General features: G+C 59.0%; 19 protein-coding genes. 7 read left to right on the top strand and 12 right to left on the bottom strand.

Annotation, left to right across the window (positions count from 1 at the left end):
- Window positions 1-12 precede the first annotated feature (12 nt).
- The 3 genes from FMN52_RS10970 to FMN52_RS10960 form a co-directional block, all read right to left on the bottom strand.
- Entirely contained in the window at window positions 13-1005 is a 993-nt protein-coding gene (locus FMN52_RS10970; RefSeq protein ID WP_148608662.1) for a dihydroorotate dehydrogenase-like protein, read from the bottom strand.
- Window positions 998-4591, bottom strand: coding sequence for a pyruvate:ferredoxin (flavodoxin) oxidoreductase (gene nifJ, locus FMN52_RS10965; RefSeq protein ID WP_148608661.1), 3594 nt, complete (start codon window positions 4589-4591; stop codon window positions 998-1000). Before nifJ ends, FMN52_RS10970 begins: the two co-directional genes overlap by 8 nt.
- A gap of 110 nt (window positions 4592-4701) precedes the next feature.
- Complete coding sequence (locus FMN52_RS10960; RefSeq protein WP_205424943.1) at window positions 4702-5787, bottom strand: DUF3524 domain-containing protein; 1086 nt, start codon at window positions 5785-5787, stop codon at window positions 4702-4704.
- Between the two features lie 261 nt (window positions 5788-6048).
- On the opposite strand from FMN52_RS10960, the gene FMN52_RS10955 reads away from it, so the two are divergent.
- Window positions 6049-7065, top strand: a complete 1017-nt coding sequence (locus FMN52_RS10955) for a permease (RefSeq protein WP_148608659.1) — start codon at window positions 6049-6051, stop codon at window positions 7063-7065.
- Between the two features lie 38 nt (window positions 7066-7103).
- Complete coding sequence (locus FMN52_RS10950; protein ID WP_148608658.1) at window positions 7104-7340, top strand: thioredoxin family protein; 237 nt, start codon at window positions 7104-7106, stop codon at window positions 7338-7340.
- On the opposite strand, the gene FMN52_RS10945 is transcribed toward FMN52_RS10950, so the two are convergent.
- From FMN52_RS10945 to FMN52_RS10935, 3 genes are all read right to left on the bottom strand, one after another.
- The gene (locus tag FMN52_RS10945; protein WP_148608657.1) at window positions 7335-8519 is read right to left on the bottom strand and encodes an MFS transporter; all 1185 of its coding nucleotides are present in this window, start codon (window positions 8517-8519) and stop codon (window positions 7335-7337) included. The two genes, FMN52_RS10950 and FMN52_RS10945, sit on opposite strands and share 6 nt — an antisense overlap.
- A gap of 98 nt (window positions 8520-8617) precedes the next feature.
- Window positions 8618-9415: an iron export ABC transporter permease subunit FetB gene (fetB, locus tag FMN52_RS10940; RefSeq protein WP_148608656.1), complete on the bottom strand. Its 798-nt coding sequence runs from the start codon at window positions 9413-9415 to the stop codon at window positions 8618-8620.
- On the bottom strand, window positions 9402-10010 hold the full coding sequence (locus FMN52_RS10935) for an ABC transporter ATP-binding protein (protein WP_148608655.1): 609 nt from the start codon (window positions 10008-10010) through the stop codon (window positions 9402-9404). Before FMN52_RS10935 ends, fetB begins: the two co-directional genes overlap by 14 nt.
- Window positions 10011-10099: 89 nt before the next feature.
- Between FMN52_RS10935 and FMN52_RS10930 the strand changes: the two genes are divergently transcribed.
- The gene (locus FMN52_RS10930; RefSeq protein WP_148608654.1) at window positions 10100-10726 is read left to right on the top strand and encodes a hypothetical protein; all 627 of its coding nucleotides are present in this window, start codon (window positions 10100-10102) and stop codon (window positions 10724-10726) included.
- A 7-nt stretch (window positions 10727-10733) separates the two neighbouring features.
- Here the strand turns inward: FMN52_RS10930 and arsJ are convergent, their stop codons facing one another.
- From arsJ to FMN52_RS10915, 3 genes are read right to left on the bottom strand one after another with little or no spacing between them, the layout of a single operon-like run.
- A complete protein-coding gene (gene arsJ / locus FMN52_RS10925) occupies window positions 10734-11927 on the bottom strand; it encodes an organoarsenical effux MFS transporter ArsJ (protein WP_148608653.1) in 1194 nt (397 codons plus the stop codon).
- 1 nt (window position 11928) lies between these two features.
- Complete coding sequence (locus FMN52_RS10920; RefSeq protein ID WP_148608652.1) at window positions 11929-12933, bottom strand: ArsJ-associated glyceraldehyde-3-phosphate dehydrogenase; 1005 nt, start codon at window positions 12931-12933, stop codon at window positions 11929-11931.
- Between the two features lie 46 nt (window positions 12934-12979).
- Window positions 12980-13744, bottom strand: a complete 765-nt coding sequence (locus tag FMN52_RS10915) for a metalloregulator ArsR/SmtB family transcription factor (RefSeq protein ID WP_148608651.1) — start codon at window positions 13742-13744, stop codon at window positions 12980-12982.
- Window positions 13745-13835: 91 nt separating this feature from the next.
- On the opposite strand from FMN52_RS10915, the gene arsB reads away from it, so the two are divergent.
- Together arsB and FMN52_RS10905 are read left to right on the top strand one after the other, a co-directional pair.
- Window positions 13836-14906: an ACR3 family arsenite efflux transporter gene (arsB, locus tag FMN52_RS10910; protein ID WP_148608650.1), complete on the top strand. Its 1071-nt coding sequence runs from the start codon at window positions 13836-13838 to the stop codon at window positions 14904-14906.
- Window positions 14907-15034: 128 nt separating this feature from the next.
- Window positions 15035-15832 carry an undecaprenyl-diphosphate phosphatase gene (locus FMN52_RS10905; protein ID WP_148608649.1) on the top strand — a complete coding sequence of 266 codons (798 nt, stop codon included), beginning with the start codon at window positions 15035-15037 and terminating at the stop codon, window positions 15830-15832.
- A 12-nt stretch (window positions 15833-15844) separates the two neighbouring features.
- Here the strand turns inward: FMN52_RS10905 and uvrD are convergent, their stop codons facing one another.
- Both uvrD and FMN52_RS10895 read right to left on the bottom strand, forming a co-directional pair.
- Window positions 15845-18010, bottom strand: coding sequence for a DNA helicase II (gene uvrD / locus FMN52_RS10900; RefSeq protein ID WP_148608648.1), 2166 nt, complete (start codon window positions 18008-18010; stop codon window positions 15845-15847).
- Between the two features lie 240 nt (window positions 18011-18250).
- Window positions 18251-19702, bottom strand: a complete 1452-nt coding sequence (locus FMN52_RS10895; RefSeq protein WP_148608647.1) for an NAD-dependent succinate-semialdehyde dehydrogenase — start codon at window positions 19700-19702, stop codon at window positions 18251-18253.
- 186 nt (window positions 19703-19888) lie between these two features.
- On the opposite strand from FMN52_RS10895, the gene FMN52_RS10890 reads away from it, so the two are divergent.
- Window positions 19889-20902 (top strand): histone deacetylase family protein, encoded by a 1014-nt coding sequence (locus tag FMN52_RS10890; protein WP_148608646.1) that lies wholly within the window; start codon window positions 19889-19891, stop codon window positions 20900-20902.
- Between the two features lie 4 nt (window positions 20903-20906).
- On the opposite strand, the gene thiI is transcribed toward FMN52_RS10890, so the two are convergent.
- On the bottom strand, window positions 20907-22361 hold the full coding sequence (gene thiI / locus FMN52_RS10885) for a tRNA uracil 4-sulfurtransferase ThiI (protein WP_148608645.1): 1455 nt from the start codon (window positions 22359-22361) through the stop codon (window positions 20907-20909).
- A 110-nt stretch (window positions 22362-22471) separates the two neighbouring features.
- Here thiI and ppnN point away from each other — a divergent pair, with 110 nt between their 5' ends.
- Complete coding sequence (ppnN, locus tag FMN52_RS10880) at window positions 22472-23854, top strand: nucleotide 5'-monophosphate nucleosidase PpnN (protein ID WP_148608644.1); 1383 nt, start codon at window positions 22472-22474, stop codon at window positions 23852-23854.
- Window positions 23855-23864: the final 10 nt, after the last annotated feature.

The following is a 23864-nucleotide window of genomic DNA, read 5'->3' as shown; positions in this document are numbered from 1 at the left end:
ACCTTCACCGCTCTATTTCCAACCATGCAGAAGGCGGGCGTAATTAAGACGCTCCCAGGTTCGGGCATTGGGGGCGTTCGCCATTGACAGAACGCCCCGTGCTTCGGCCAGCGAGCGGTATCCCATTCCGGATAGCCGAGCAGTCATTTCCCGGGTAATCCTCGACAGGGCGCCGGCACCCTCCGAAAGCACGGCCGAGACCACCTGCACTGCAGAAGCCCCCGAAAGAATCGCTTTTGCCGCATCGTCACCACTATGAACGCCACCTGAAACCGCCATCTCCAGCGTTGTCTGGCCATACAACATGGCGGCTGCGTGTAACCGCAAGGGCAGCTCGGCACTGGTCGACAGCACCACCTCCCGGCTTAACTCCAGCTCATCCAGATCCATATCCGGCTGATAGAACCGGTTGAACAACACCACGCCCCGGGCCCCTGACTCTTCGATACCAGCGACGAACGCAGGCAAGGCCGAGTAGAAAGGCGATAACTTGACGCTGACCGGAATGCTCACCTGCTCAGCCACTGACCTCACAACCGAAAGTTGCCTCTGTTCCAGTGCCTCCGATGTTTCCTCCGGATCCGAGGCCAGGTCGTAGAGATTCAGTTCGATGGCATGGGCGCCCGCCGCTTCCAGCTCACGTGCATGCCTGGTCCAGCCACCCGCTGAAATACCGTTGAGCGAGGCAATCACCGGCACCCCCAGTGAGTGTCGCAACAGCTCCAACCGCTGCAGGTAGCTGTCCGATCCCATCTCGAACAGTTCGGATTCGGGGAAAAACGATCGGGCCTCGGCGTCCATGTTTATCCGCGAATCAATAAACCGATGGGCCGCCATCTGCTCCTCCACCAACTGTTCCTCAAAAAGGGAATGCATCACCACGGCACCGGCGCCAGCGTCGACACAGGCTTTCAGCGCGTCCAGGTCATCGCTGAGGGGGCTGGCACCGACCACCAGGGGCGAGCGAAGTTCCAGCCCCAGCCAACGGGTTGCCAATTCAGTCATGACGTTCACCCTTTTCGTTGTCAGCGTCGGAAGTTTCGTGGGGCTCAAAGTGGATCCCCGCCAGCTGCTTGTAGAGCTCACGCTGCTCAGTCGCCGCCTCAGAAGCTGCGGCCACCAGCTGTTCGTAGCGTTGGGGGGCCCGCAGCTCCAGCATCCGGAACCGTGCTTCTTCCTGCATGTAGGCTTTCATGGTGACTTTCTGGCGCAGAGAGTCCAGTTGCAGGGGCGGCAGCCCTTCGTGGATGCGTCGGGGATCAAACCGGTACAGCGGCCAGGCCCAGCTGTCTACGGCTCGCTTCTGCTGTGCCGGCGAGTGCACCAGGTCATAACCGTGAGCGATGCACGGGCTGTGGGCGATGATCAGTGCCGGGCCGTCAAAGCTCTCGGCTTCCTGAAGGGCCTTGGTGGTGTGGTTGCTGTGGGATTGCATGGCAATCTGGGCCACGTAGACGTGACCATAACTCATGGCCAGCAGGCCCAGATCTTTCTTGCGGGTGGCCTTGCCGGCAGCGGCGAACTTGGCAATCGCCCCCATGGGTGTCGCCTTGGATTGCTGACCGCCCGTGTTGGAATAGACTTCGGTGTCGAGTACCAGCAGTTTCAGGTTCTGACCTGAGGCCAGGGCGTGGTCGAGACCGCCATAACCAATATCGTAGGCCCAGCCATCGCCGCCAATTACCCAGACACTCTTCGGGCAAAGCTCGTCGGCCAGACTCTCCAGCTCCCGGGCCTCTGGCGTTTGCTTGTCCGCCAGCCAGTTCCGGAGCTGCTCAATCGCTGTGCGTCTGGATGCCATTGCCGACTCATCAACGGTGGTGCAGGCACTGGTCAGCTCCGGGTAGAGCCCGTGGGGTAGTTCTTCCCGGAACCCTTCCAGTAACTGCCGGGCCCGACCGACAAGCTTGTCCAGCCCCAGACGCATACCCAGGCCCAGTTCCGCCGCGTCCTCAAACAGCGAGTTGTTCCAGGTAGGACCACGGCCGTCGGCGTTCACTGTATACGGAGTGGTCGGCAGATTGCCGCCATAGATCGAGGAACAGCCGGTGGCGTTAGCGATCAGCAGACGGTCACCCACTAGCTGGGTCAGCAGCCGGATGTAGGGTGTCTCTCCGCAGCCGGCACAGGCGCCGGAATATTCGAACAGGGGAATCAGCAGCGGCAGGGACTTGAAGTCCCGGGGGATACGATCTCTGGGCACATCCGGCAATTGCCGGAAAAACGCCAGGTTCTCTGCCTCCACCTCACGGTGCGATTCGATCGGCTGCATATTAATGGCTTTGCGTTTGGGCTGGGTGCGGTCCTTTGCCGGGCAGACCTCGACACACAAGCCACAGCCGGTGCAGTCATCTGGCGCTACCTGAATCCGGTAATCCAGACCTTCCAGTTCAGACGTCTGGGTTTCCGACACCACCTCGAACGCCTCCGGCGCCCCTTTGACCGACTCGGGCTCAAACACCTTGCTGGTGATCGCGGTATGCGGGCAAATCATTGCGCAGAAGTTGCACTGCACACAGAGGTCGGACTCCCAGATGGGTATTTCCAGGGCGATGGTTCGCTTCTCGTACTGGCTGGTTCCCGTTGGCCAGGTTCCATCCGGCGGGAACGCGCTGACCGGCAGTTTGTCCCCCTGCCCTTCCAGCAACAGGCGAGTGACTTTCTGCACAAAGTCCGGGGCATTCTCGGGCACCCTCGGCGGTCGGGTACGAGTTGCCGTTACCTTATCCGGGACCGGCACCTCGTGCAGGTTATCCAGGGCCGAGTCCACCGCTTCCACGTTGCGGCGCACCACCTCCGGCCCGCGGCGGCCCCAGGTTTTGCGAATGGATTCCTTGATGTGGGCAATGGCCTCTTCCCGGGGCAGGATATCCGCCAGGGCGAAGAAGCAGACCTGCATCACGGTGTTGATCCGCCGTTCCAGACCAGCCTTTTCCGCCACCTCGGCGGCATCAATCACGAACAGCCGGGCCTTGCGCTCGACCAATACCCGCTGGACCTCGACCGACAGCCGATCCCAGACCTCTTCCTTTGACCAGGGCACATTGAGGAGCACCGTGGCACCCTCGGCAGCGTGTTCAAGCACATCAAACCGCTCCAGAAACTGGGGCGCGTGAATGGCCACGAACTGGGCCCTGTTGATCTGGTAACTGGAGCGGATGGGCAGCGGCCCGAACCTCAGATGGGAGACAGTGGTAGCGCCGGATTTCTTGGAGTCATAGACAAAATGGCCCTGGGCGAACAGCTCCGTGCCCTCTCCCAGGATCTTGATGCTTGCCTTGTTGCTGCTGACAGTGCCATCCGCACCCAGACCGAAGAACAGCGCCCGGCGGGTTTTCGGGGATTCAATATCCAGTTCGTTGTCCACGTCCAGCGAGAGATGGCTGACATCGTCGCGCACGCCAACGGTGAAGCGGGTTTTCGGTGCTGCCGCTTTCAGTTCGTCAAAAATGGCGCAGACCATGGCCGGCGTAAACTCCCGCGAGGACAGTCCATATCTGCCGCCGATCACCCGGGGCAGCACCTTCCGATCCCCTCGGCTCCAGGCTTCCATCAGGGCACCGCTGACTTCCAGTAACAAGGGCTCACCCTGGGCGCCGGGTTCCTTGGTGCGGTCCAACACCGCGAGATGTTCGACGGTATCGGGCAAAGCGTTGAGGAACCGCTCCGTGGCGAAGGGCCGGAACAAACGAACCTTGAGCAGCCCCACCTTCTCGCCCTGCTCCAGCAGCCACTCCACCGTTTCATGGGCGCATTCGGCGCCGGAGCCCATCAGGATAACCACCCGGTCGGCCTCGGGGTGGCCGACATAGTCGAACAGCCGGTACTGGCGGCCGGTAATACCGGCGAAACGGTCCATCACGGCTTCAAGCTTTTCCGGGAACACCTGATAGAAAGGGTTGATGGCCTCCCGGGCCTGGAAAAAGGCGTCCGGGTTCTGGGAGGTGCCTCGAACTACTGGCCGATCCGGTGTCATCCGGCGGCTGCGATGTTCTTCCACTCCTTCGTGCGAGACCAGCGTCTGCAAATCCTCGTCACTGAGCGCTGCAATCTTGGAAATTTCATGGGAAGTCCGGAAGCCGTCGAAAAAGTGCATCACCGGCACCCGGCTTTCGAGGGTTACGGCATGGCCGATCGCAGCCATATCCTGAGCTTCCTGAACCGAGCCCGACGCCAGCAGGGCAAAACCGGTACCGCGGGCACTCATTACGTCGGAATGGTCGCAGAAGATGGACAGGGCGTGGGTGGCAATGCTGCGGGCCGCAATGTGCATGCAGAACGGCGACAACTCACCGGCAATCTTGTACAGATTGGGCAGCATCAACAGCAGCCCCTGGGAGGCGGTAAAGGTCGTTACCAGCGAGCCAGCCTGCAGAGCTCCGTGCATCGCCCCAGCGGCACCGGCCTCGGACTGCATTTCAACGACACTGGGCACCTGCCCCCAGAGGTTGGGTTTGCCCAGAGCCGCCCAGTCATCGGCGTGTTCGCCCATAACCGAGGCGGGCGTAATCGGATAGATGGCAATGGTCTCGCTCAGGCGGTAAGCCACCGAGGACACCGCTTCATTGCCGTCGAGGGTATGGAACTCCATGGCCACGACTCCCTGTGATGAGGCCGACAGACAGTTCTGAGTCTAGTATCGACGAGGACAACCGCAAGGGGGCGGGTTTGATCTGAGACAGGTTTGGGGAAGAAACAGGATCAGGACTTGCCCACCCCGTTTTTGATCAGACGGTGAAACAGGGACAGGTAGTCGCCGGCCAGGCTGGATGCCCGCCAACCTTCTGGCGGACAGGCTGACGCCCTTTTCTCCAGAAGGTATTCAAGGCAATCGGCGGCTGCTTCAGCCTCTCGCTCCGAATCCTGTTCATGGCTCCCATAGCGACACGAGTCCGGCACGTATTCCTGATAGGCCAGCCGGTCCGGCGCCAGGGGAACGCAACCTGAAGCCATGGCTTCGAGCATCGACAGACCCTGGAAATCGTGCAGTGCCGTGGAAACCACAATATCCGCCTGGCGCAGCAGCTGATCATAGTGGTCACGGCTTTCCAGGAATCCCCAGTGTTCGATGCAAGAATCAAACTGTTCCCGGATCCGGTCAAATGCCTTCGGATAACTGCGAAACCGCTCGCCCACCACACTCAGCCGGAACGGCACCGAGCGCTGTTCCAAAACCTGCAGGAAATTCAGCAGGCGATCGGGCCCTTTGTCGTATTCCCAGCGATGGTTCCAGAGCAGGTGCGGACAGAACCGGTCCACCAGTGAGGGGCGATAGGTAAACAACCGATCTTCAATCGGTACTGGTATGACCCGGGACTTCTGACGCAGAGTTTCGATCAGTCCCTCGGGCACTCTGTCAGGCAGTTTCTGGCAGAAAGAATCGACGCCGTCCAGAAAACTGTCCCGGTTCCAGCCACTGTTGAACACCACGCAATCGGCAGAAAGCGCGCTGTAGAGGTTCACCATCTGTGGGTCTGCACTGCTGTTCTGACCACGGGACACCGGAAAGGCGAACTGGTTTTCGTGCATGTACAGCAGGCAGGGTGTACTGGCCAGGCGCGGATGCAGGCCGCGCAGAGTTGCCAGATCCACCATGGACGTAGCGACAATCAGATCCCAGCGTTCCTGCAGGAGCGGCTCATTCAGCCAGCTCAGTGGATTGCCTCGGATGCGCCAGCGAAAGAACCGCGCCGGCAATACCAGACTGTGCCATTCAAAACCCGAAAACAGGGCGGTCAACTGTTCGCGCCAACGCCTGTGGCTGGCAGCATCGTAACCGGAAAGCATAAGGATTCTCGGTGCTTCGCCACGAGGGTTATGCAATGGAGGTCCAGCCATAATAGGATTGGGTTAGGGGGAGAGCGTAAGAGCCTAGCAAAGGCCCAAAACCAGATCAAAAGCCTTTTCAGTACAGAGCTACTCCACAGTAGCCATCCATCGACAGTTGGATTTCGAAGTAAAGCCTTTGGCGGACAATCTAAAGTATCCTTTCAGGCAGCTATTCGCCTTCAGGTTATGAGGTTTCATTAACAAAGGTGCAAACTGGCAATGCTTGATTACTTTTCTGATCTTGCCACCTGGCTGACCTACGACATTCTTGGACTGGATCCGGCCACAAAGGCAGGCACTTCAATTCATTTTTTCATTGAGGACACCACCAAGATTTTATTCTTGCTGGTGGTGATGATTTACATCATTGCCCTCGCCCGCGCCACACTGGACCTAGAGCGAGTACGTGCCTACATACAAAGCAAAAACCGCCTTGCCGGCTACGTTTTTGGTTCCGGCTTCGGGGCGATAACACCGTTCTGCTCCTGCTCCAGCATCCCGCTGTTCCTGGGCTTTACCAGCGCCGGGATCCCCCTGGGCATCACCATGGCATTTCTGTTCACATCGCCAATCATCAATGAAGTTGCAGTGATCATGCTCTGGAGTCTGCTGGGCTGGAAGTTCACTCTCGCTTACGTGGTGGTCGGCATGACCGTTGGCATTGTTGGCGGGATGATACTCGACAGCCTGAGAGGCGAGCGCTGGCTCAAAGACTTCGCCGCCAAAGCCTATCAGAAGGCCGCAAAGGCAGCTCATGAACAGCCGGATAACACAGAGGTCCCCGAATCCCGCAAGATGACGTTTGCCGAGCGCCATCAGTTCGCAAAAACTGAACTCGGTGAAATCGTCGGGCGAATCTGGAAGTGGGTATTGATCGGCGTCGGCTTGGGCGCGGCCCTGCACGGCTTCGTACCCGAAGGCTGGTTTGCCGACAACCTGGGTTCCGGCCAATGGTGGAGCGTGCCGGCGGCGGTTTTCGCCGGTCTCCCGCTCTATTCCAACGCCACCGGCGTCATTCCGGTGATGGAGAGCCTAATCGTCAAGGGACTGCCAGTGGGCACCACTCTCGCCTTCTGTATGAGCACCGTGGCGGCCAGCTTTCCCGAGTTCATCATGCTCAAACAGGTGATGACGTTTCGCCTCCTTGCGCTGATTTTTGCAATCCTGCTGGCCAACTTCATGGTGGTGGGCTGGGTCATCAATGCCATAGAACCCTGGCTATTTGCCGGGTTCTGAAGGCAAATTCAGTGTTAACGAATATCAGGAGAAAACCGATGAAGACCTTTGAAGTGCTGGGAACCGGCTGCAAAAAGTGCGTAAAGACAGCCGAAAGTATCGAACGCTTGGCCAAAGAACTGGGGCAGACCGTGAACGTAGAAAAAGTAACTGATCCGGCCAGAATTATGGAGTATCAGGTCATGGCGACGCCTGCCGTAGCGGTTGACGGCAAGTTGGTGCATAGCGGTTCCATTCCCGGACGAGATGAGATCGCCGGCTGGCTGGGATCATGATCTTTCGGGGGTAGAAGGTTTTCTTCCGAGCGACCACAAACCCAGCACTGGCCCGGGAACCAACACAAGCACTACCCATGCTCCCAGCTGCCCCCAGAGGCCGCTGGTGAGCCAGATGGCCGGCAATGTCAGGCCAAACCCGACCGCATTCATGACTGCCAACGAGGACCCTACAGATTCACGAGGCGCGGTCTCAGCCGCCAGTGCTGAAAACTGCGGCGAATCCGCGATCACGGCAACACCCCACACAAGTAGCAACGCAATCAGAAAAATCGGGGGCATGCCGCTCAGCCAGGGATATAACAGACAAACGGCACCAGATACCATCAGCGCCCGCCGGGCCACCCACTCGCTGCCCAGGGTTCGACTGAGCCGTCCGCCACCGACGCAACCCGCGGCGCCAATGCCAATCACCGCGAACGACAACCAGGGAACCAATGCATCACCCTGCCCCAGGCGCTGAAGTTCCCGGCCGATGAGCAGGGGCGTTAACGTCCAGAAGGCATAAAGCTCCCACATATGACCAAAGTAACCGCCGGCCACCGCCCGGAATCTCGGGATACGCAAGGCCGCCAGACCCTGGCTGAGGGGCAGCCGGCCACTACTTTTCGGCAGGTGCGGCCCGTCGCCAAGCAGGAAAACAAGCAGCCCTCCGGCCAGGGCGAGGCAGGATGCTGCCATCAGCGGCCACTCCCAGGGCATACCCTGGGTTGCGCCTCGCATCATGTGTGGCAAGGCAGTACCCAGGGTAAGCATGCCCACCAGCCAGGCCAGTGCCGCACCGGCGTATTTTGGAGTCCAGGCGATGACCATTTTCATGCCCAGAGGGTAGATGCCAGCCAGGCAAAGACCGGTGGCGAATCGCAGGAGAAAATCGACCGGTGGCCAACCTGCGGCGACAACAAAACCGCCATTAACCACGGCACCCAACAGACTCGACAGAGCAAAGATACGGCTCGCGCCAAAGCGGTCTGCCAGGCCGGTCACAGCGATGGTCAGGGTACCCGCGATAAAGCCTGCCTGAACCGCCAGCGTCAACCGGCCCAAATCGGTTTCTGTCAGGCCTAGTTCCCTCGACAGTGACAACCAGACACCGTTGATACTGAACCATAGCGAGGTACCGAAAAGCTGGGCCAGAACAATCACAGGGAGGGGATAACGTCGTAGCAGGTCGATCATTGTTGTTGTCTTTTATGCGAACGATGGATTAAGCCTAGCCTCGCGATGCCTGCTTCGCCCATGCGACTTTGGTACCTGGTTGACATCGAGCCCTACCCTCAGGGTTTTACCAATCGATCCAGCCGCAAACGCTCCCGGTCATCGAAGAGTTTGCGGCCTCCCCACGAAACCGCCATCAAAGCGCCGAATCCGGTGCCGACGGTAATGATCAGCATCACCAGAATCTGGTATTTCACCGCCACCGCCGGCGGGCTCCCCGCGAGAATCTGGCCAGTCATCATGCCCGGCAGACTGACAATACCGGCGGCGGCCATGGCGTTGATTGATGGCATCATGCCACTGCGCATGGCCTCCCTACGGATATCCTCCATCGCCTGCTGCCAGGTCTGGCCCAGCATCAAACGGTTCTCAATGACCGCCCGCTGGCGCCAGACCGATTCATTCAATCGATCCAGCGCCAGACTCACGCCAGTCATGGTGTTGCCAAGCATCATACCTAACAAGGGAATGGCGTATTGCGGGGCGTACCAGGGCTCGGGGCCAATCACCACAGTCAGGGCCAGCACCGTAACCGTGAAGGACGACACGAACATTGCACTGGTGCCGATACTGAACGCCCACCATCCCCGCAGGCGTCGGCCTTGTCGAGCCACTACCTCCCGGCCAGCAACCATCAGCATGACCAGCGCCAGCAGGGCAATCCAGTAGAACTCAGATGACGCGAACAGCGCTTCCAGTACCAACCCGATCAACGCCAACTGAATGACCGTGCGGAGTGCGGCGATCAGAAGACTTCGGGTGACGCCGAGCCGGGCCAGATACCCAGTTGCCGCCAGCGCCAGTACCAGCAAGGCCGCAAGCCCCAACTTCCACCAGGCCAGATCAATCACTTCCATGGTCGCGCTCCAGCCTGGTGCCAAGGATCCGGTAATGGGCGTCGGCCACCCGATGAATCTGGGCCGGATCATGGGCGACCCAGAGCACCGCGATCTGCCGACGACGGATCTCGTCAAGTAACCAGGTTTCAATGACTTCCGTACTGTCGTTATCCAGATTGGCGGTGGGCTCGTCCAGCAACAGAGCTTCCGGCTGAACGGCAAGGGCCCGCCAAAGCGCAAGGCGCTGTCGCTCGCCCGAGGACAGTCGACTCACAGACCAGCCCATCACCCCGGGCGGAAAGCCCAGAGCGGAGGGGAGTCTCGAGGCCGAATCACCCGAAAAATGACCACCCACGTCATCAAACCACCACTGACTGTCTGCGGGCACCATCACCACCCGGCTTCGCCACGTGTGGGCAGCAACATCGAACTGGGCTGTATCACCCAGAGAAACCCTGCCTCCGTGCGGCTCCAGGTCAGCCACGGCCCGTAACAGGCGACTCTTGCCGCTCCCCGAAGGGCCGGAAATGCAGAGAACCTGTCCACTTGGCACTGTCAGGGACAGGTTATTGAGAGTCCCAACACTGAGACTTTCCAGCACAAGATCTGTCAAGATACTATCACCAGGGCTCGCCAATATTTGTCACGAACATACCATTGCACAGTGTCCTGCCAACAACCAGCCGCACAGGCCAGGGATGTATGAAGTTTCGACCTTTTATAGCGTTAGCTCTCGGATCGGCACTGTTCGCCTCTCCGGTTGTCGCCGACGTCAGCCTTTCACCGTTTGCAGGGGTTCGGGCAAGTAGTTCGGTGGACATCAAAACCGCCGGTGCCAGCACCTCAGACCAGATCGACTTCCGGGATTCCGCAAGCCAGGGGCTGGTATTCAATTTTGATCTTGCGGAGCCCGGCAAGCAGGGGGAACTTTATTTCGGTCGGCAGCACACCTCGGCCAGGCTCGACAACGGCCTCTTCGCCCCGGGCGTCGAATCCATCGACCTGACGATCTACCAGCTCCAGTTCGGCGGGCTGTATTTCCCGGGTGGCAACAACTACGGCGGATTTGTCTCCGGCGTGTTCGGGGTGACCCGGCTGGAACCGGACGATTCCAGGTACGAAACCCACCACCGGGCAGCCCTGTCCCTGGGTGGTGGATATCAGTTCTTTCTGACTGACCACCTGCGCCTCAGACTGGATCTGCGCGGCGTTTACACCGCCCTGAATTCGGGTGGCTCCGCATTCTGCTCCGGCGGGTGCGAACTCAGCTTCGACAGCAGCGGCTACTTGCAGGTGGAAGCTGGTGCCGGGTTGGTCATTCGCTTCTGACGGGAACTCAAGCCACAACTGGTCGCCGCTCGGGCAACAGCACGGACAGCAACGCTGCCATGGTCACCAGACCCGACGATATCCAAAGACAGGCCTCCAGGCCCCAGGCCTGGTAGACCCAACCGGACAGGATCGTTCCCAGCAGCCGGCCGGCGGCATTGGACATGTAATAGAAACCCACATCCAGCGACACACCATCGCCTCTCGCGTAACTGACAATCAGGTAACTGTGCAGCGACGAGTTGACGGCAAACAGCACGCCAAACAACAGCAGACCACCAACAATCACGAACTGGGCTGACCAGCCCGCCGTCAGGCCAATGGCTATTGCTGCGGGAATCAATGCCAGTGCGGCCGCCCAGAGCACAGCAGGCTGTTTGCCTTCCATGTTGCCGGTTATGCGCGGCGCAACGGTCTGAATAAAGCCATAACCGATAATCCAGGTGGCCATAAAGCCACCCACTTTCCAGAAGTCCCAGCCAAAGACCGTGTGCAGGTAGACGGGCAAAGCCACCACAAACCACACATCCCGAGCACCGAACAGAAACATGCGGGCCGCAGACAAAACATTGATGGCCCGGCTCTTGGAGAGGATCTCGCTGAACTTCGGCTTGGCCTTGCTCTTGCCCAGATCCTGCCCCAGCAGAAACAGGCTGGCCAGCCAGACCAGTCCCAGCGCCACCGCCATGATAATGACCGCACCCGTAAAGCCTGCAGCCATCAAAAGCACACCACCGAGGAAGAATCCCACGCCCTTGAGGGTATTCTTGGAGCCGGTCAGAATGGCCACCCACTTGTACAATGTGCCCTGCTGCTCATCCGGCACCAGCAACTTGATACCGCTCTTGGCGGACATCTTGTTCAGGTCCTTGGCAATCCCGGAGAGCGCCTGCGCGGCCATTACCCAGGGCACCGTCAGCATCGCCGCTGGCACTGCCAGCATAGCCAGCGCCACAATCTGCAGAAACAGCCCGATGTTCATGGTGCGGTTCAGCCCCATACGGGCGCCCAGATAACCACCCACCAGATTGGTCACCACCCCGAAAAACTCGTAGAAGATGAACAACAGGGCGATTTCGAGGGGCGAATAGCCCAACTGGTGGAAATGCAGCACCACCAGCATCCGCAGGGCACCATCAGTGAGTGTAAAAGCCCAATAGTTACCGGTGATCACCAGGTACTGTCGGATGGCAGCGGTCATATCAGGCAGAACCCACTCTGCGAGCCAGTTCCGCGGTGCGGTTGGCGTAGCCCCACTCGTTGTCGTACCAGGCGTAGATCTTCACCTGGGTGCCGTTAACTACCATGGTGGAGAGGGCATCAACTATGGAAGAACGCGGGTCGGTCTTGTAATCGATCGATACCAGCGGTCGCTCCTCGTAACCCAGGATGCCTTTGAGCTCACCTTCAGCGGCTTCTTTCAGCAACTGATTTACCGCCGCACGGTCGGTCGGTGCTTCCACCTCAAACACGCAGTCGGTCAGCGACGCATTCGTCAGTGGCACGCGCACGGCGTGGCCATCGAGGCGCCCTTTCAGTTCCGGGAATATTTCGATAATTGCCGTGGCTGAACCGGTACTGGTGGGAATCAACGAACTGCCGCAGGCCCTCGCCCGGCGCAGATCCTTGTGGGGCGCATCGATAATGGTCTGGGTATTGGTCAGGCTGTGAATGGTAGTGATGGAGCCGTGCTTGATGCCAAGTTTCTCATGAATCACCTTCACCACCGGTGCCAGGCAGTTGGTGGTGCAGGACGCGGCAGTGACAATGCGGTCATTGGCCGGGTCGAAAATATCATCGTTCACACCGAGGACGATATTCTTGGCGCCCGGCTCTTTCACCGGTGCCGTCACCACCACCCGTTTCACGCCCTGGTCCAGGTAGGCCTGCAGCGCACTGACCTTCTTGTTCACACCACTGGCCTCAATCACCAGATCGCAGCCGGACCAGTCGCTTTCACCGATGGTTCGGTTATGAGTCACCCGAATACGCCGGCCCTCAATAACGATCTCCGTTCCATCCGCGGTTGCTTCCTGGCTCCAGCGACCATGGATGCTGTCAAAGTTAAGCAGGTGAGCCAGGGTGGCGGCATCTGCGCCCGGATCGTTAATGGCAATAAACTCCATGTCCGGCCAATCCCAGGCCGCCCGCAACGCCAGCCGACCGATTCGGCCAAATCCGTTAATTCCGATCTTGATCTTGCTCATGATGCGCTCCTGATGAACCTCTTCCGTCGTTTTGATCGCCAGCGGATTACAGGCATTGGACAGACGGACGGTCTGCCATGGTCTGCAATCGCGCAAGCGGGTTCTCTATCAATCGGCCGTTATGGCTGGCGGTTTCATCCAGCACCCGGGCCAGCCACTGAGGAATATCGGGATTAACAGAATAGTAAATCCACTGGCCCCGACGCTCCGTTGCCAGCAGACCAGCCTCCCGTAACGTCGCCAAATGCCGGCTGACCTTTGGCTGAGGTGCTTCAAAGGCTTCGGTAAGTTCGCAGACACAAAGCTGTTCCTGGCTGCGAATCAGCAGCAAAGCTGCCAGGCGGAAGTCGTCGGCCAAGGCCTTGAACACGGCGACCGGGTCATAGCTGGCGGGTTTCGGTCCGGTTTCTTTCTGGTGCACCAGCGCAAACAGCGCAATGCGCTCTCTGATTTCCCTGAGAGTGAGTGCAAAGGTAGCGTGGCGGTTTGCCGGTACCGGATCGGCAAAATCCCAGGCAATCTGCTGGGCCGGCTGGCAGACTGTGCCGCACTCATCGGCTGCTTTTTCGCAAAGGGTAATGACATAATCCCAGTATTGCTCCCGAACCTCCGCCAATTGCTTGCTGTGCAATCCTTCCGTAGCAACACCGGCTTCCTCAAGCACCTGTAATGCCATCGGGTGGGGCCTGGTTGGCTCGGTGCCGGCGCTGGCCACTTCAAACCGGTCTCCGGCCATGTCCCGGAGCAAGGCTTCTGCCATCAGGGAACGGGCACTGTTGGCGGTACAGACGAACAAAACGCGGCGCTTCATATCTGAACTTCCGTATATTCGGCTTTATGAATATCTATTTTTGTGCATAATAGATCCAGCGTCGCCACGAGTAAAGGAATCCTCCAGCACAATGAGCACCAACACAGAAATAAACCAGGCAGAAGACACCCGCGAAGGAATGGACCTGTTCGGCAGGTATCTGTCGGTGTGGGTGGCCCTTGCCATCATCGCCGGCGTAGCCCTCGGCCAGCTCGCGCCCGTGGTACCGGAAACCCTTTCCCGTTTCGAATACGCGCAGGTCTCCATTCCGATCGCCATTCTGATCTGGGCGATGATTTTCCCGATGATGGCGCAGATTGATTTCAGTGCGGTGGTCGGTGTACGAAAAGAACCGAAAGGCCTGGCGATCACTACTATCGTCAACTGGCTGATCAAGCCCTTCACCATGTTTGCCATTGCCTGGTTCTTTCTGATGGTGGTGTTCGAACCCTGGATCGCGCCGGAGCTGGCCAGCGAGTACCTGGCCGGCGCGATCCTGTTGGGTGCGGCGCCTTGCACCGCCATGGTGTTCGTGTGGAGCTACCTGACCAAAGGCGATGCCGCCTACACCCTGGTTCAGGTATCGCTGAACGACATCATCATGCTGTTCGCCTTTGCGCCGATTGTTGTTTTCCTGCTGGGCATTTCCGACATCCAGGTACCCTGGGATACCGTGCTGCTGTCTGTAGTCCTGTATATCGTGATTCCGCTAACGGCCGGCTACCTGACCCGCCGCGCACTGATCTCGCGCCACGGCCAGCAGTGGTACGACGACGTCTTCATGAAGCGGCTCAGCCCGGTCACCCCGGCGGCATTGATCGTCACCCTGGTGCTATTGTTCGCCTTCCAGGGCGAAGTAATCCTGAACAATCCCCTGCACATCGTGCTGATCGCCGTGCCATTGATCGTTCAGACCTTCCTGATTTTCTTCCTGGCCTACGGCTGGGCAAGGCTCTGGAAAGTTCGCCACTGCATTGCAGCTCCGGGTGCCATGATCGGTGCCAGCAACTTCTTCGAACTGGCCGTAGCCGCCGCCATCGCCCTGTTCGGCCTGCAATCCGGCGCCGCCCTCGCAACCGTCGTCGGAGTTCTGGTGGAGGTGCCACTGATGCTGGTGCTTGTGCGTATCGCCAATAAAACCCGGGATCGTTTCCCGGCATAATTCGCGGCTGCCAACGCCGGACATTGGTTACGGCGTTGGCCTCATTCGCATTATCTGTTCAGCTCACCCCCACCCTGCTAATATCGCGACCACATTTCTGACGCACTGAATCTGACGGAATCCACGCAATGGACGTTTTCCAGGCCCTATTCCTTGGCCTACTCCAGGGACTGACCGAATTCCTGCCCATCTCCAGCTCCGCCCACCTGATCCTGACCCCGGCATTGTTCGGCTGGACCGATCAGGGCGTGGGCTTCGATTTGTCCGTGCATGTCGGGACCTTATTGGCGGTTGTGCTCTATTTCCGGCAGGACGTCTTCGGTATTGCCCGGGACGGACTGATTTCTGTCAGCCGCCGTAAAATCATTGGCCAGGGCGCCCTGGCGTGGTATCTGGTGATCGGCACCATCCCGGCTGGCCTCGCCGGCCTGGCGTTGTTGGACATGATCGATAACGAACTGCGAGCCGTGGAAGTCATCTTCTTCACCACCCTGTTTTTCGGTCTGCTCCTGGGCGTTGCAGACTGGCTGCCCAAACGCCAGCGCACCCTGGACAAGCTCAACTGGAAAGACGCCGTCCTCGTCGGCATCGCCCAGGCCATGGCCCTGGTCCCCGGTACGTCCCGCTCCGGCGTTACCATCACCGCCGGCTTGTTTCTGGGCATGAGCCGGGAAACTGCCTCCAGGTTCTCTTTCCTGCTGGCAATTCCCATCATCGTGCTGGCATCGGCCGTTAAACTGCTGGAAGTGGCGACTTCGGATGTTGTGGTGGACTGGAATGGCTTCCTGATCGGCGGAGTGACCTCATTCCTGATGGCCATCACAGCGATTCACTTCTTCCTGAAGTGGCTGAACAAGGTGGGGATGTGGCCGTACGTGATTTATCGGATCGCATTGGCGGGTGTGATTTACGCCGTTCTGATGTAGGCCTGCTTACAATTAGCAGGCCTCGAGAGGCGCATAAGCCAGAACCAGCCACTTGGCGCCCTCATCAAAGTTCACCTGCACCCGAGTATGGTGCCCGGTACCCTCGGAATTCATCACGATACCCTCGCCAAACTTGGGATGACGCACCCGTTGCCCCAGGCTGAACCCGGATTGCTGGGCCGAATCCTGGCTGAACATGCTTTCGTTAGGGCGCTCCACCATAGCCGGCCGAGTCACCGTGTTTCGCAGGCGCACTTCCTGCAGACAGTCGCCCGGAATCTCCCGAACGAACCGGGATAACGCATTAAACTTTTCCTGCCCGTACAAACGCCGGGATTCGGCGTAAGTAAGCACCAGCTTTTTCATGGCCCGTGTTATGCCGACATAAGCCAGGCGACGCTCCTCTTCCATGCGGCCCGGCTCCTCCAGGGACATGCCGTGGGGGAACAGCCCCTCTTCCACGCCGGCCAGGAACACCAGCGGAAACTCCAGCCCCTTGGCAGAGTGCAGGGTCATCAGCTGAACGCTGTCTTCATGGTCCTCGGCCTGGGATTCACCAGCATCCAGAGCCGCCTGGGCGATGAACTCCGACAGCGCGTCCACGCCATCCTCTACCTCGTAATCAGACAGGGCATTCACCAGTTCCTCGAGGTTCTCCACCCGGGCCTGACCCTTCTCACCTTTCTCGCTGGCGTGATAGTCCTTCAGGCCGCTGTTTTCGATGGTCTGCTTCATCAGACCATGCAATGAAGCCTCGCCCACCATTTCGGAGAGGCCCTCAATAATGGCGATGAAAGACTGCAACCCGGTTTTGGCCCGGCCTTTCACCTGCCCGGCTTCCAGCAGACGCTCGGCGGATTCCCACAATGAGATACTTTGCTCGGTCGCGTATTCACGGAGCTCTGCGAGACTCTTCGCACCAATGCCGCGAGGCGGCACATTGACCACCCGTTCGAAAGCCGCATCGTCCCGCCGATACTGGACCAACCTCAGGTACGCCAGAGCATTGCGGATTTCCTGGCGATCATAGAATCGCAGGCCTCCGTAGACCCGGTAAGGAATACCCTGGCGCATCAGCGACTCTTCCAGCACTCGGGACTGCGCATTGGAGCGATAGAGAATGGCGGATTCACTGCGCAGGTTACCGTCCTGCACCCAGGCGGAAATGCTGTCGGCAATGTAATTGGCTTCGTCCTGTTCGTTGAATGCCGCGTACAGGCTGATCGGCTCGCCTTCCGGGCCGTCGGTCCAGAGCTCCTTGCCCAACCGGCCCTGGTTGTTGGCGATTACCGCGTTGGCCGCCCTCAGGATCATCTGGGTGGAGCGGTAGTTCTGCTCCAGACGCACCAGCCGGGCATTGGGGAAATCCCGCTGGTACTGCTGGATGTTTTCGACCTTGGCACCCCGCCAGCCGTAGATAGACTGATCGTCGTCCCCCACCACCGTCATTGGCACGCGATTGCTGGCCAGCACCTGCAACCAGGCATATTGAATGGTGTTGGTGTCCTGGAACTCGTCCACCAGGATGTGCTGGAACCGGCTCTGGTAATGGGCCAGCAGCTCCGGGCGATGCAGCCAGAGTTCGTGGGAACGCAGCAGCAGCTCGCCAAAATCCACCAGACCGCCCTGCTGGCAGAGCTTCTCGTACTGGCGATAGATCTTCAGCATGATCGACAGGAAATGGTCGCCCGGATTCTCCTGGATGTGATCCGCCCGCAGCCCTTCGTCCTTCTGGCTACTGATAAACCACTGGGCCTGCTTTGGCGGCCACTTGCTCTCATCAATCTGGTTTTCCCGCATCACCCGCTTGATCAGCCGCAACTGATCGTCACTGTCCAGCACCTGGAAGTTCTCTGGCAGGCCGGCGTCTTTCCAGTGCGAGCGCAGCAGACGGTGCGCAATGCCATGAAAGGTGCCGAACCAGAGGCCGCGAGCTGGAATGTCCATCATCTGCTCAATGCGGTAACGCATCTCCTTGGCGGCCTTGTTGGTAAACGTAACCGCCAGGATGCCAGTGGGCGGCACCCGATCCACGGTCATCAACCACGCAATCCGATGGACCAAAACGCGGGTTTTGCCGCTGCCCGCGCCGGCAAGCACCAGCAAGTGGTCATTCTGGGCAGTTACAGCTTCGCGCTGGGCATCGTTCAACGGATCGATGATGTGGGAGACGTCCATAAAGAATTGGTTCGCTACTGGTTAAATAAACAGGTCTGAGAGTATAACAGGAGAAATGCGGGATTTCTTTTGGGCTTGGGTTAGCCCTTTTCTTGACGGGGAAAGCACGAGGGCGGGGCTCTGTTCAGGACACGCTACGAGCACATCCATGTGCGCTTGGCTGTGGCCATCCCTGGCCACAGACAGTCCTGAACAGAGCCCCGCCCCCGCGCTTATCTCGCTTCGGAGATGGCTTCTCTATTAAAAGCCTCTTGGTACAGTCTGCGCTTCAACAAACTCGAACAGACCTTCCAGGCCACCTTCACGGCCAATACCAGAGGCCTTCATGCCACCAAACGGCGCTTCCGGCGTCGGGCCGGTGCCAGTGTTCCAACCGCAGTGACCAAAGCGAAGGCCGGCAGCAACGCGTTGGGCACGCTCGGCATCGTTGGTGAACACGTAGGAGGCCAAACCAAACTCGGTGTCGTTACCGGCTTCGATGACTTCCTCTTCCGTGCGGAACAGGGCCATGGGCACCAACGGACCGAAGGTTTCTTCCTGATAACAGCACATATCCCGGTTTACGCCGTGCACCACGGTGGGCGGGAAGAACAGGTCGTTGCCCAGATCTTCCGGTTTCTTGCCGGCAACCAGGGTCGCGCCTTTTTCAAGGGCATCCTGTACGTGACGTTTAACCTTGTCATAGCCGGCCTGGTTGATCAGGGGGCCAAGATCCACGTCGCCGTTGATACCGTCGCCGACGGTCATCTTGTTGACCCGCTCGGCCAGCTTCTCACCGAAGGCATCGGCCACTTTCTCATGCACGAAGATCCGGTTGGCACAGACGCAGGTCTGGCCCCCACCGCGGAATTTGTTGGCGATGAGGTTGTCGGCTGCGGCATCCAGATCAGCATCGTCGAAGACGATGAACGGCGCATTGCCACCCAGCTCCAGGGCCAGTTTCTTGACCTGTTCCGCTGTATCGACAATCAGCTTGCGGCCCACTTCGGTGGAGCCGGTAAAGCTGAGCATGGGCACATCCGGGCTCTCGCAGAGAACCTTGCCGATCACGCTGGCTTTACCCATCACCAGGTTAACCATGCCGTCGGGTATGTCGGTGTGCTTGTCCATCAGGCTGAACAGGGCAATCATGGTCAGCGGGGTTTCGCTGGCCGGTTTGATCACCGATGGGCAGCCTGCCGCCAGCGCAGCCGAAAGCTTCTTCGCGATCATGCCAATGGGAAAGTTCCAGGGCGTGATCAGGCCCGTGACACCGATGGGCCGGTAGTGGACAGTCCAGGTGCAGTCCTTCGGTTTTTCCGGGATGGTGTGGGCATCCAGGGCCTGGATGTGCTTGGAGCAATAATCGAAGAACCCGGCGGCGTAATCCACTTCACCCTGGGCCTCCTGCAGCGGCTTGCCATGCTCCATGCACAGGATCCGACCGACTTCCTCCTTGTTGGCCTTGAGTGCGTCCCGGATGTCTTCCAGCCACTTACGGCGGGTCTCGATGCTGTAGGGACTGGTCAGTCGCAGTGCCGACTTGCCGGAAGCAACGGCGGCGTTCACTTCGTCTTCCGACATGGATGCGACCTGGGCGATCACCTTGCCCGTTGCCGGGTTGTAAACATCGAAGGTGTTGCCATGCTCATTATCAGTCCAGCGACCACCGATATAGCCGGTCAGCTTTTCCAGCAGGGGTGACTCGATCATCTCGGCTCCTCTTCTGTGATTGGCTCCGCCCCCGTGTGGGGCGCAGTCCAGGTAATCTGGTTGCGTCAGTGTTTTATGTCTTTCATAGTGGATGTTGTATCCCACCCTGTAAAGTCAAGGGCAGGCTTTTGATCATCGCCTGAGTGTGCCTATACTCGGGGGATCAGACACCCAGGAGACCGGACAATGAAGGCATTTTTCCATCCCGCACAGGATGAGCACATTCCACAGACGTACTTTACCCGGGGACAGATGCGCCAGCCCCAGGAGATCCCTGCTCGAACCGGTGAAATGCTGGGCGGACTGAAAGAAATGGGCATCTCCGTGCTACAGCCCGCCGACCAGGGCGCGGGGCCGATCTCAAAAGTTCACGATCTGGGCTACTTGCGTTTTCTGGAATCCGCCCATCGGCGCTGGAAAGCGATGGATGACTGGGGCGAGGAAGTTATCTCGAATATCTTTGTGCGCTCCCCCAACCATCTGACTGGCATCCTGGCGGAGGCTGCGCGGTACCAGGCCGATGGCAGTTGCCCGATTGGCGAGCATACCTGGCATGCCGCCTACTGGTCGGCCCAGAGTGCACTGGGTGCCGCCGACGCGCTGATTGCCGGCGACCGCACTTCCTACGCTGTCTGTCGCCCGCCGGGGCACCATGCGCGCCGGGATGCCGCAGGCGGGTTCTGCTACCTGAACAATGCCGCCATCGCCGCCGAGCACATGAAAACACGGTTCCCCAGGATCGTGATCCTGGATACCGACATGCACCATGGCCAGGGCATTCAGGAAATCTTCTACGATCGAAGCGATGTGCTGTACATCTCCATCCATGGCGACACCACCAACTTCTACCCGGTCGTCAGCGGCTTTGAGAACGAACGTGGTGAAGGGGAAGGTTTTGGCTACAACATCAACATGCCGATGCCCCACGGATCAACGGAAGACGATTTCTTCGCAAAACTGGATGAAGCCCTGGCGGCCATCAAACTTTTCCAGCCGGATGCCCTGATACTCGCCCTCGGTTTCGATATCTACAAGAATGATCCCCAGGCCAAGGTGTCGGTATCCTCGGAGGGTTTCTGCAAGCTTAGCACCCATGTGCGTCAGCTGGGGCTGCCGACGCTGGTAGTGCAGGAAGGCGGTTACGATCTGGAGGCTCTGAGCGAGAACGTCCAGCAGTTCTTCAAAGGTCTGGCAGGCTGACGCATCAGGCTGCGGGCACGTAAACCTTCACGTTTTCGTGCCCTTCGGCCTTCAGATGCCCGGCGTGCATGCGGCTCATCGTGCCGCGATCGCAATACAGCAGGTACTGCCGGTTTGCTGGCAACTCCGGAAGCTGCTGATTCAGCTCATAGAACGGGATCTTAAGAATTTCATTGTTGGTCAGCTTCAGCGGAGACTGTTCGCCCTCGGCGGGATGACGGACGTCAATAATCACGTCCTCCACCGACGGCGTCTGAACCATTTCCACTTCCTCAGGGGTCACGGTCGTTTCCAGCAAACGGCTTACCGGCGTTTCCTCCCGGGCCTGAATTGCGTTAGCAAGCACTGACGTATCCATCTGGGCCTCGTCTTCCTCGACGCGGTGGAGCTTGGCGCGGGTCGCCGGTTTCTGGGAGATCACGCCACAGTATTCGGGCATATTGCGGGCATAAACCTCTGTGCCAATTTCCCGGGCGATACGAATGATGGCCTCTTTGTCCATGGACACCAGGGGCCGCAAGACCACCTCGTCACTGGCCCGATCCACCACATTGAGGTTGCTCAGGGTCTGGCTGGACACCTGGGCCACGGCATCCCCTGTCACCAGACCCACTGCGTTGTTCTTGCGGGCAATCTCGGCCGCCGCCATCAGCATCTGGCGCTTGAGCACTACGCCCCAGTGGCGGTGACTCACCGAACGCATGATTTCGGCGACGACACCCTCGAAGGGCACCGAGATAAACTTCGCGCTGTGGGAGGCGCCATAGCGATCCCACAGGTAGTGGACTACCTGGCGCACACCGACCTCATGGGCTGTGCCCCCGAGGTTGAAAAACAGGAAGTGATTGCGCAAACCCCGACGCATCATCAGGTAGGCGGCCACGGACGAATCATAGCCCCCGGAAATCAGGGTTAGCACATTTTCGACGCTGCCCAGGGGGTAACCGCCCAGCCCCCGGTGCTTACGATGGGCGATGTGATAGCGATCGTCGTTGACCTCAATCCGCACCTCAACCTGCGGGGATTTGAGATCGACTCCACTGGCACCCGATGCCTGAATAAGCGCGGCACCCACCGTCCGTTCCAGATCGATGGAGCGGAAACTGTGCTCACCGTGACGGCGGGCCCTGACTGCGAAGGTTTTGCCAGTCAAACGGTCGGCAAACGCCTCAACGGCTCTGTCAGCAACGTCGTCAAGGCTGACAAACGGAAACGCTCCGATTTCCTGAATCGTGGAAATACCCGGTATGCGCAGAAGCACCTCAAGGGCGGGCCCGGACAGCCCGCGGCCGTCAGGTACCTCCACGTCTACCCTATCCCAGCTGCCTTCGACCCGAATCTCCGCATCCAGCCGGGCCAGCAATTTTCGGATGTTCTGCCGCAGGTGTCGCATCTGCTGACGGCGGACAGGTTTACTCTTGATAGCAACTTCCGGAGCGGGACGAATAAGCAGTTTCATAAATCGGAATTTTGTCGGGTGGCGTATTGTCATGAAAGGCCTTAGTCTACTCTTTTGAAGGCGTGCCTCAAAATCGGGCATTTCCGCAACATCCAGGAGTTTCACCGTTAATGCAGGAAACGACCATCAATGCCCTGGTTTCCCCCGAGGGCAGCCTTGAAATTCTTTCCAATCATGAGGTCAACCGCCTCAAGGACCGCAGCGAGGGAGGCCTGTATCGGCTGTTTCGCCAGTGTGCCCTGGCGGTTCTGAATACCGGGGTAGAAACCGACGACTGTCAGGCATTGATGGAATCCCATGCTGACTTTGACGTCCGTCTGGTTCCTCAGCCACGGGGTCTCAAACTCGAACTGATCAACGCGCCCGCACATGCGTTCGTTGATGGACAGATGCTTCGAGCGATCCGTGAACACCTGTTCTCGGTTCTCAGGGATATCATCTACTCCCATTCGATTCCCCAGTCAGCCGCAGGTTTCCGGCGGGACGACCCGGAAGACCTCACCAACTACGTTTTCCACATCCTGCGCAATGCCCGGGTACTCCAGGCGGGAAGACAACCGGATCTGGTCGTTTGCTGGGGTGGCCACTCAATCGGGCATGACGAATACCAGTACAGCAAGGATGTAGGTCATCAACTGGGGCTGAGAGCCCTGAGCATCTGTACCGGGTGTGGCCCGGGGGCCATGAAAGGCCCTATGAAAGGCGCAACCATCGGCCACGCCAAGCAGCGGGTCAAGAACGGCCGCTACATCGGCATCACCGAACCGGGCATTATTGGCGCAGAAGCACCGAACCCCATCGTCAATGAGCTGGTGATCATGCCGGACATTGAGAAACGGCTGGAGGCCTTCGTGCGCTGCGGGCATGGTGTCATTGTTTTCCCGGGCGGTGTCGGCACCGCCGAGGAAATTCTCTACCTGCTGGGCATCCTGCTGCATCCGGACAACGCCGACCTGCCCTTCCCGGTGGTGTTTACCGGCCGACAGGAGAACGCGGAGTATTTCGAGATGATCGACAAGTTCATCCGGAACGCCCTCGGGGACGAAGCTGCCAGCAAGTACGAGATTATCATCGACGATCCGGTGCGGGTGGCCCAGACCATGAAAAAGGGCATGAAGGAGGTCGAGACGTTCCGGCGCGCCATGCAGGATGCGTATTATTTCAACTGGATGCTGAAGATCGACCCGGTGTTCCAGTTACCGTTCGAGCCCAATCACGACAACATGCGGGCGCTGGAGCTGCATCGGGATCAGCCGGTGCACCTGATCGCCGCGAATCTGCGGAAAGCGTTCAGCGGTATCGTTGCCGGGAACGTCAAGGAAGGTGGTATACGGCAGGTTCAGGAGAAGGGGCCGTTCGAGATTGCTGGCGATCCGAGCCTGATCAAACCCCTTGAGGCCATGCTGGAGCAATTTGTCACCCAGAACCGCATGAAACTACCTGGCTCTTCGGCCTACAGACCAAGCTATCGCATAGTCAGCGGAGCGGCCTGAGCCGCTTCGC

Origin of the sequence: Marinobacter sp. BW6 (genome assembly GCF_008107725.1) — a bacterium.
Classification (GTDB): domain Bacteria; phylum Pseudomonadota; class Gammaproteobacteria; order Pseudomonadales; family Oleiphilaceae; genus Marinobacter.
Note: the sequence above shows the minus strand (reverse complement) of the source record. Positions and strands in the feature narration are given on the sequence as shown.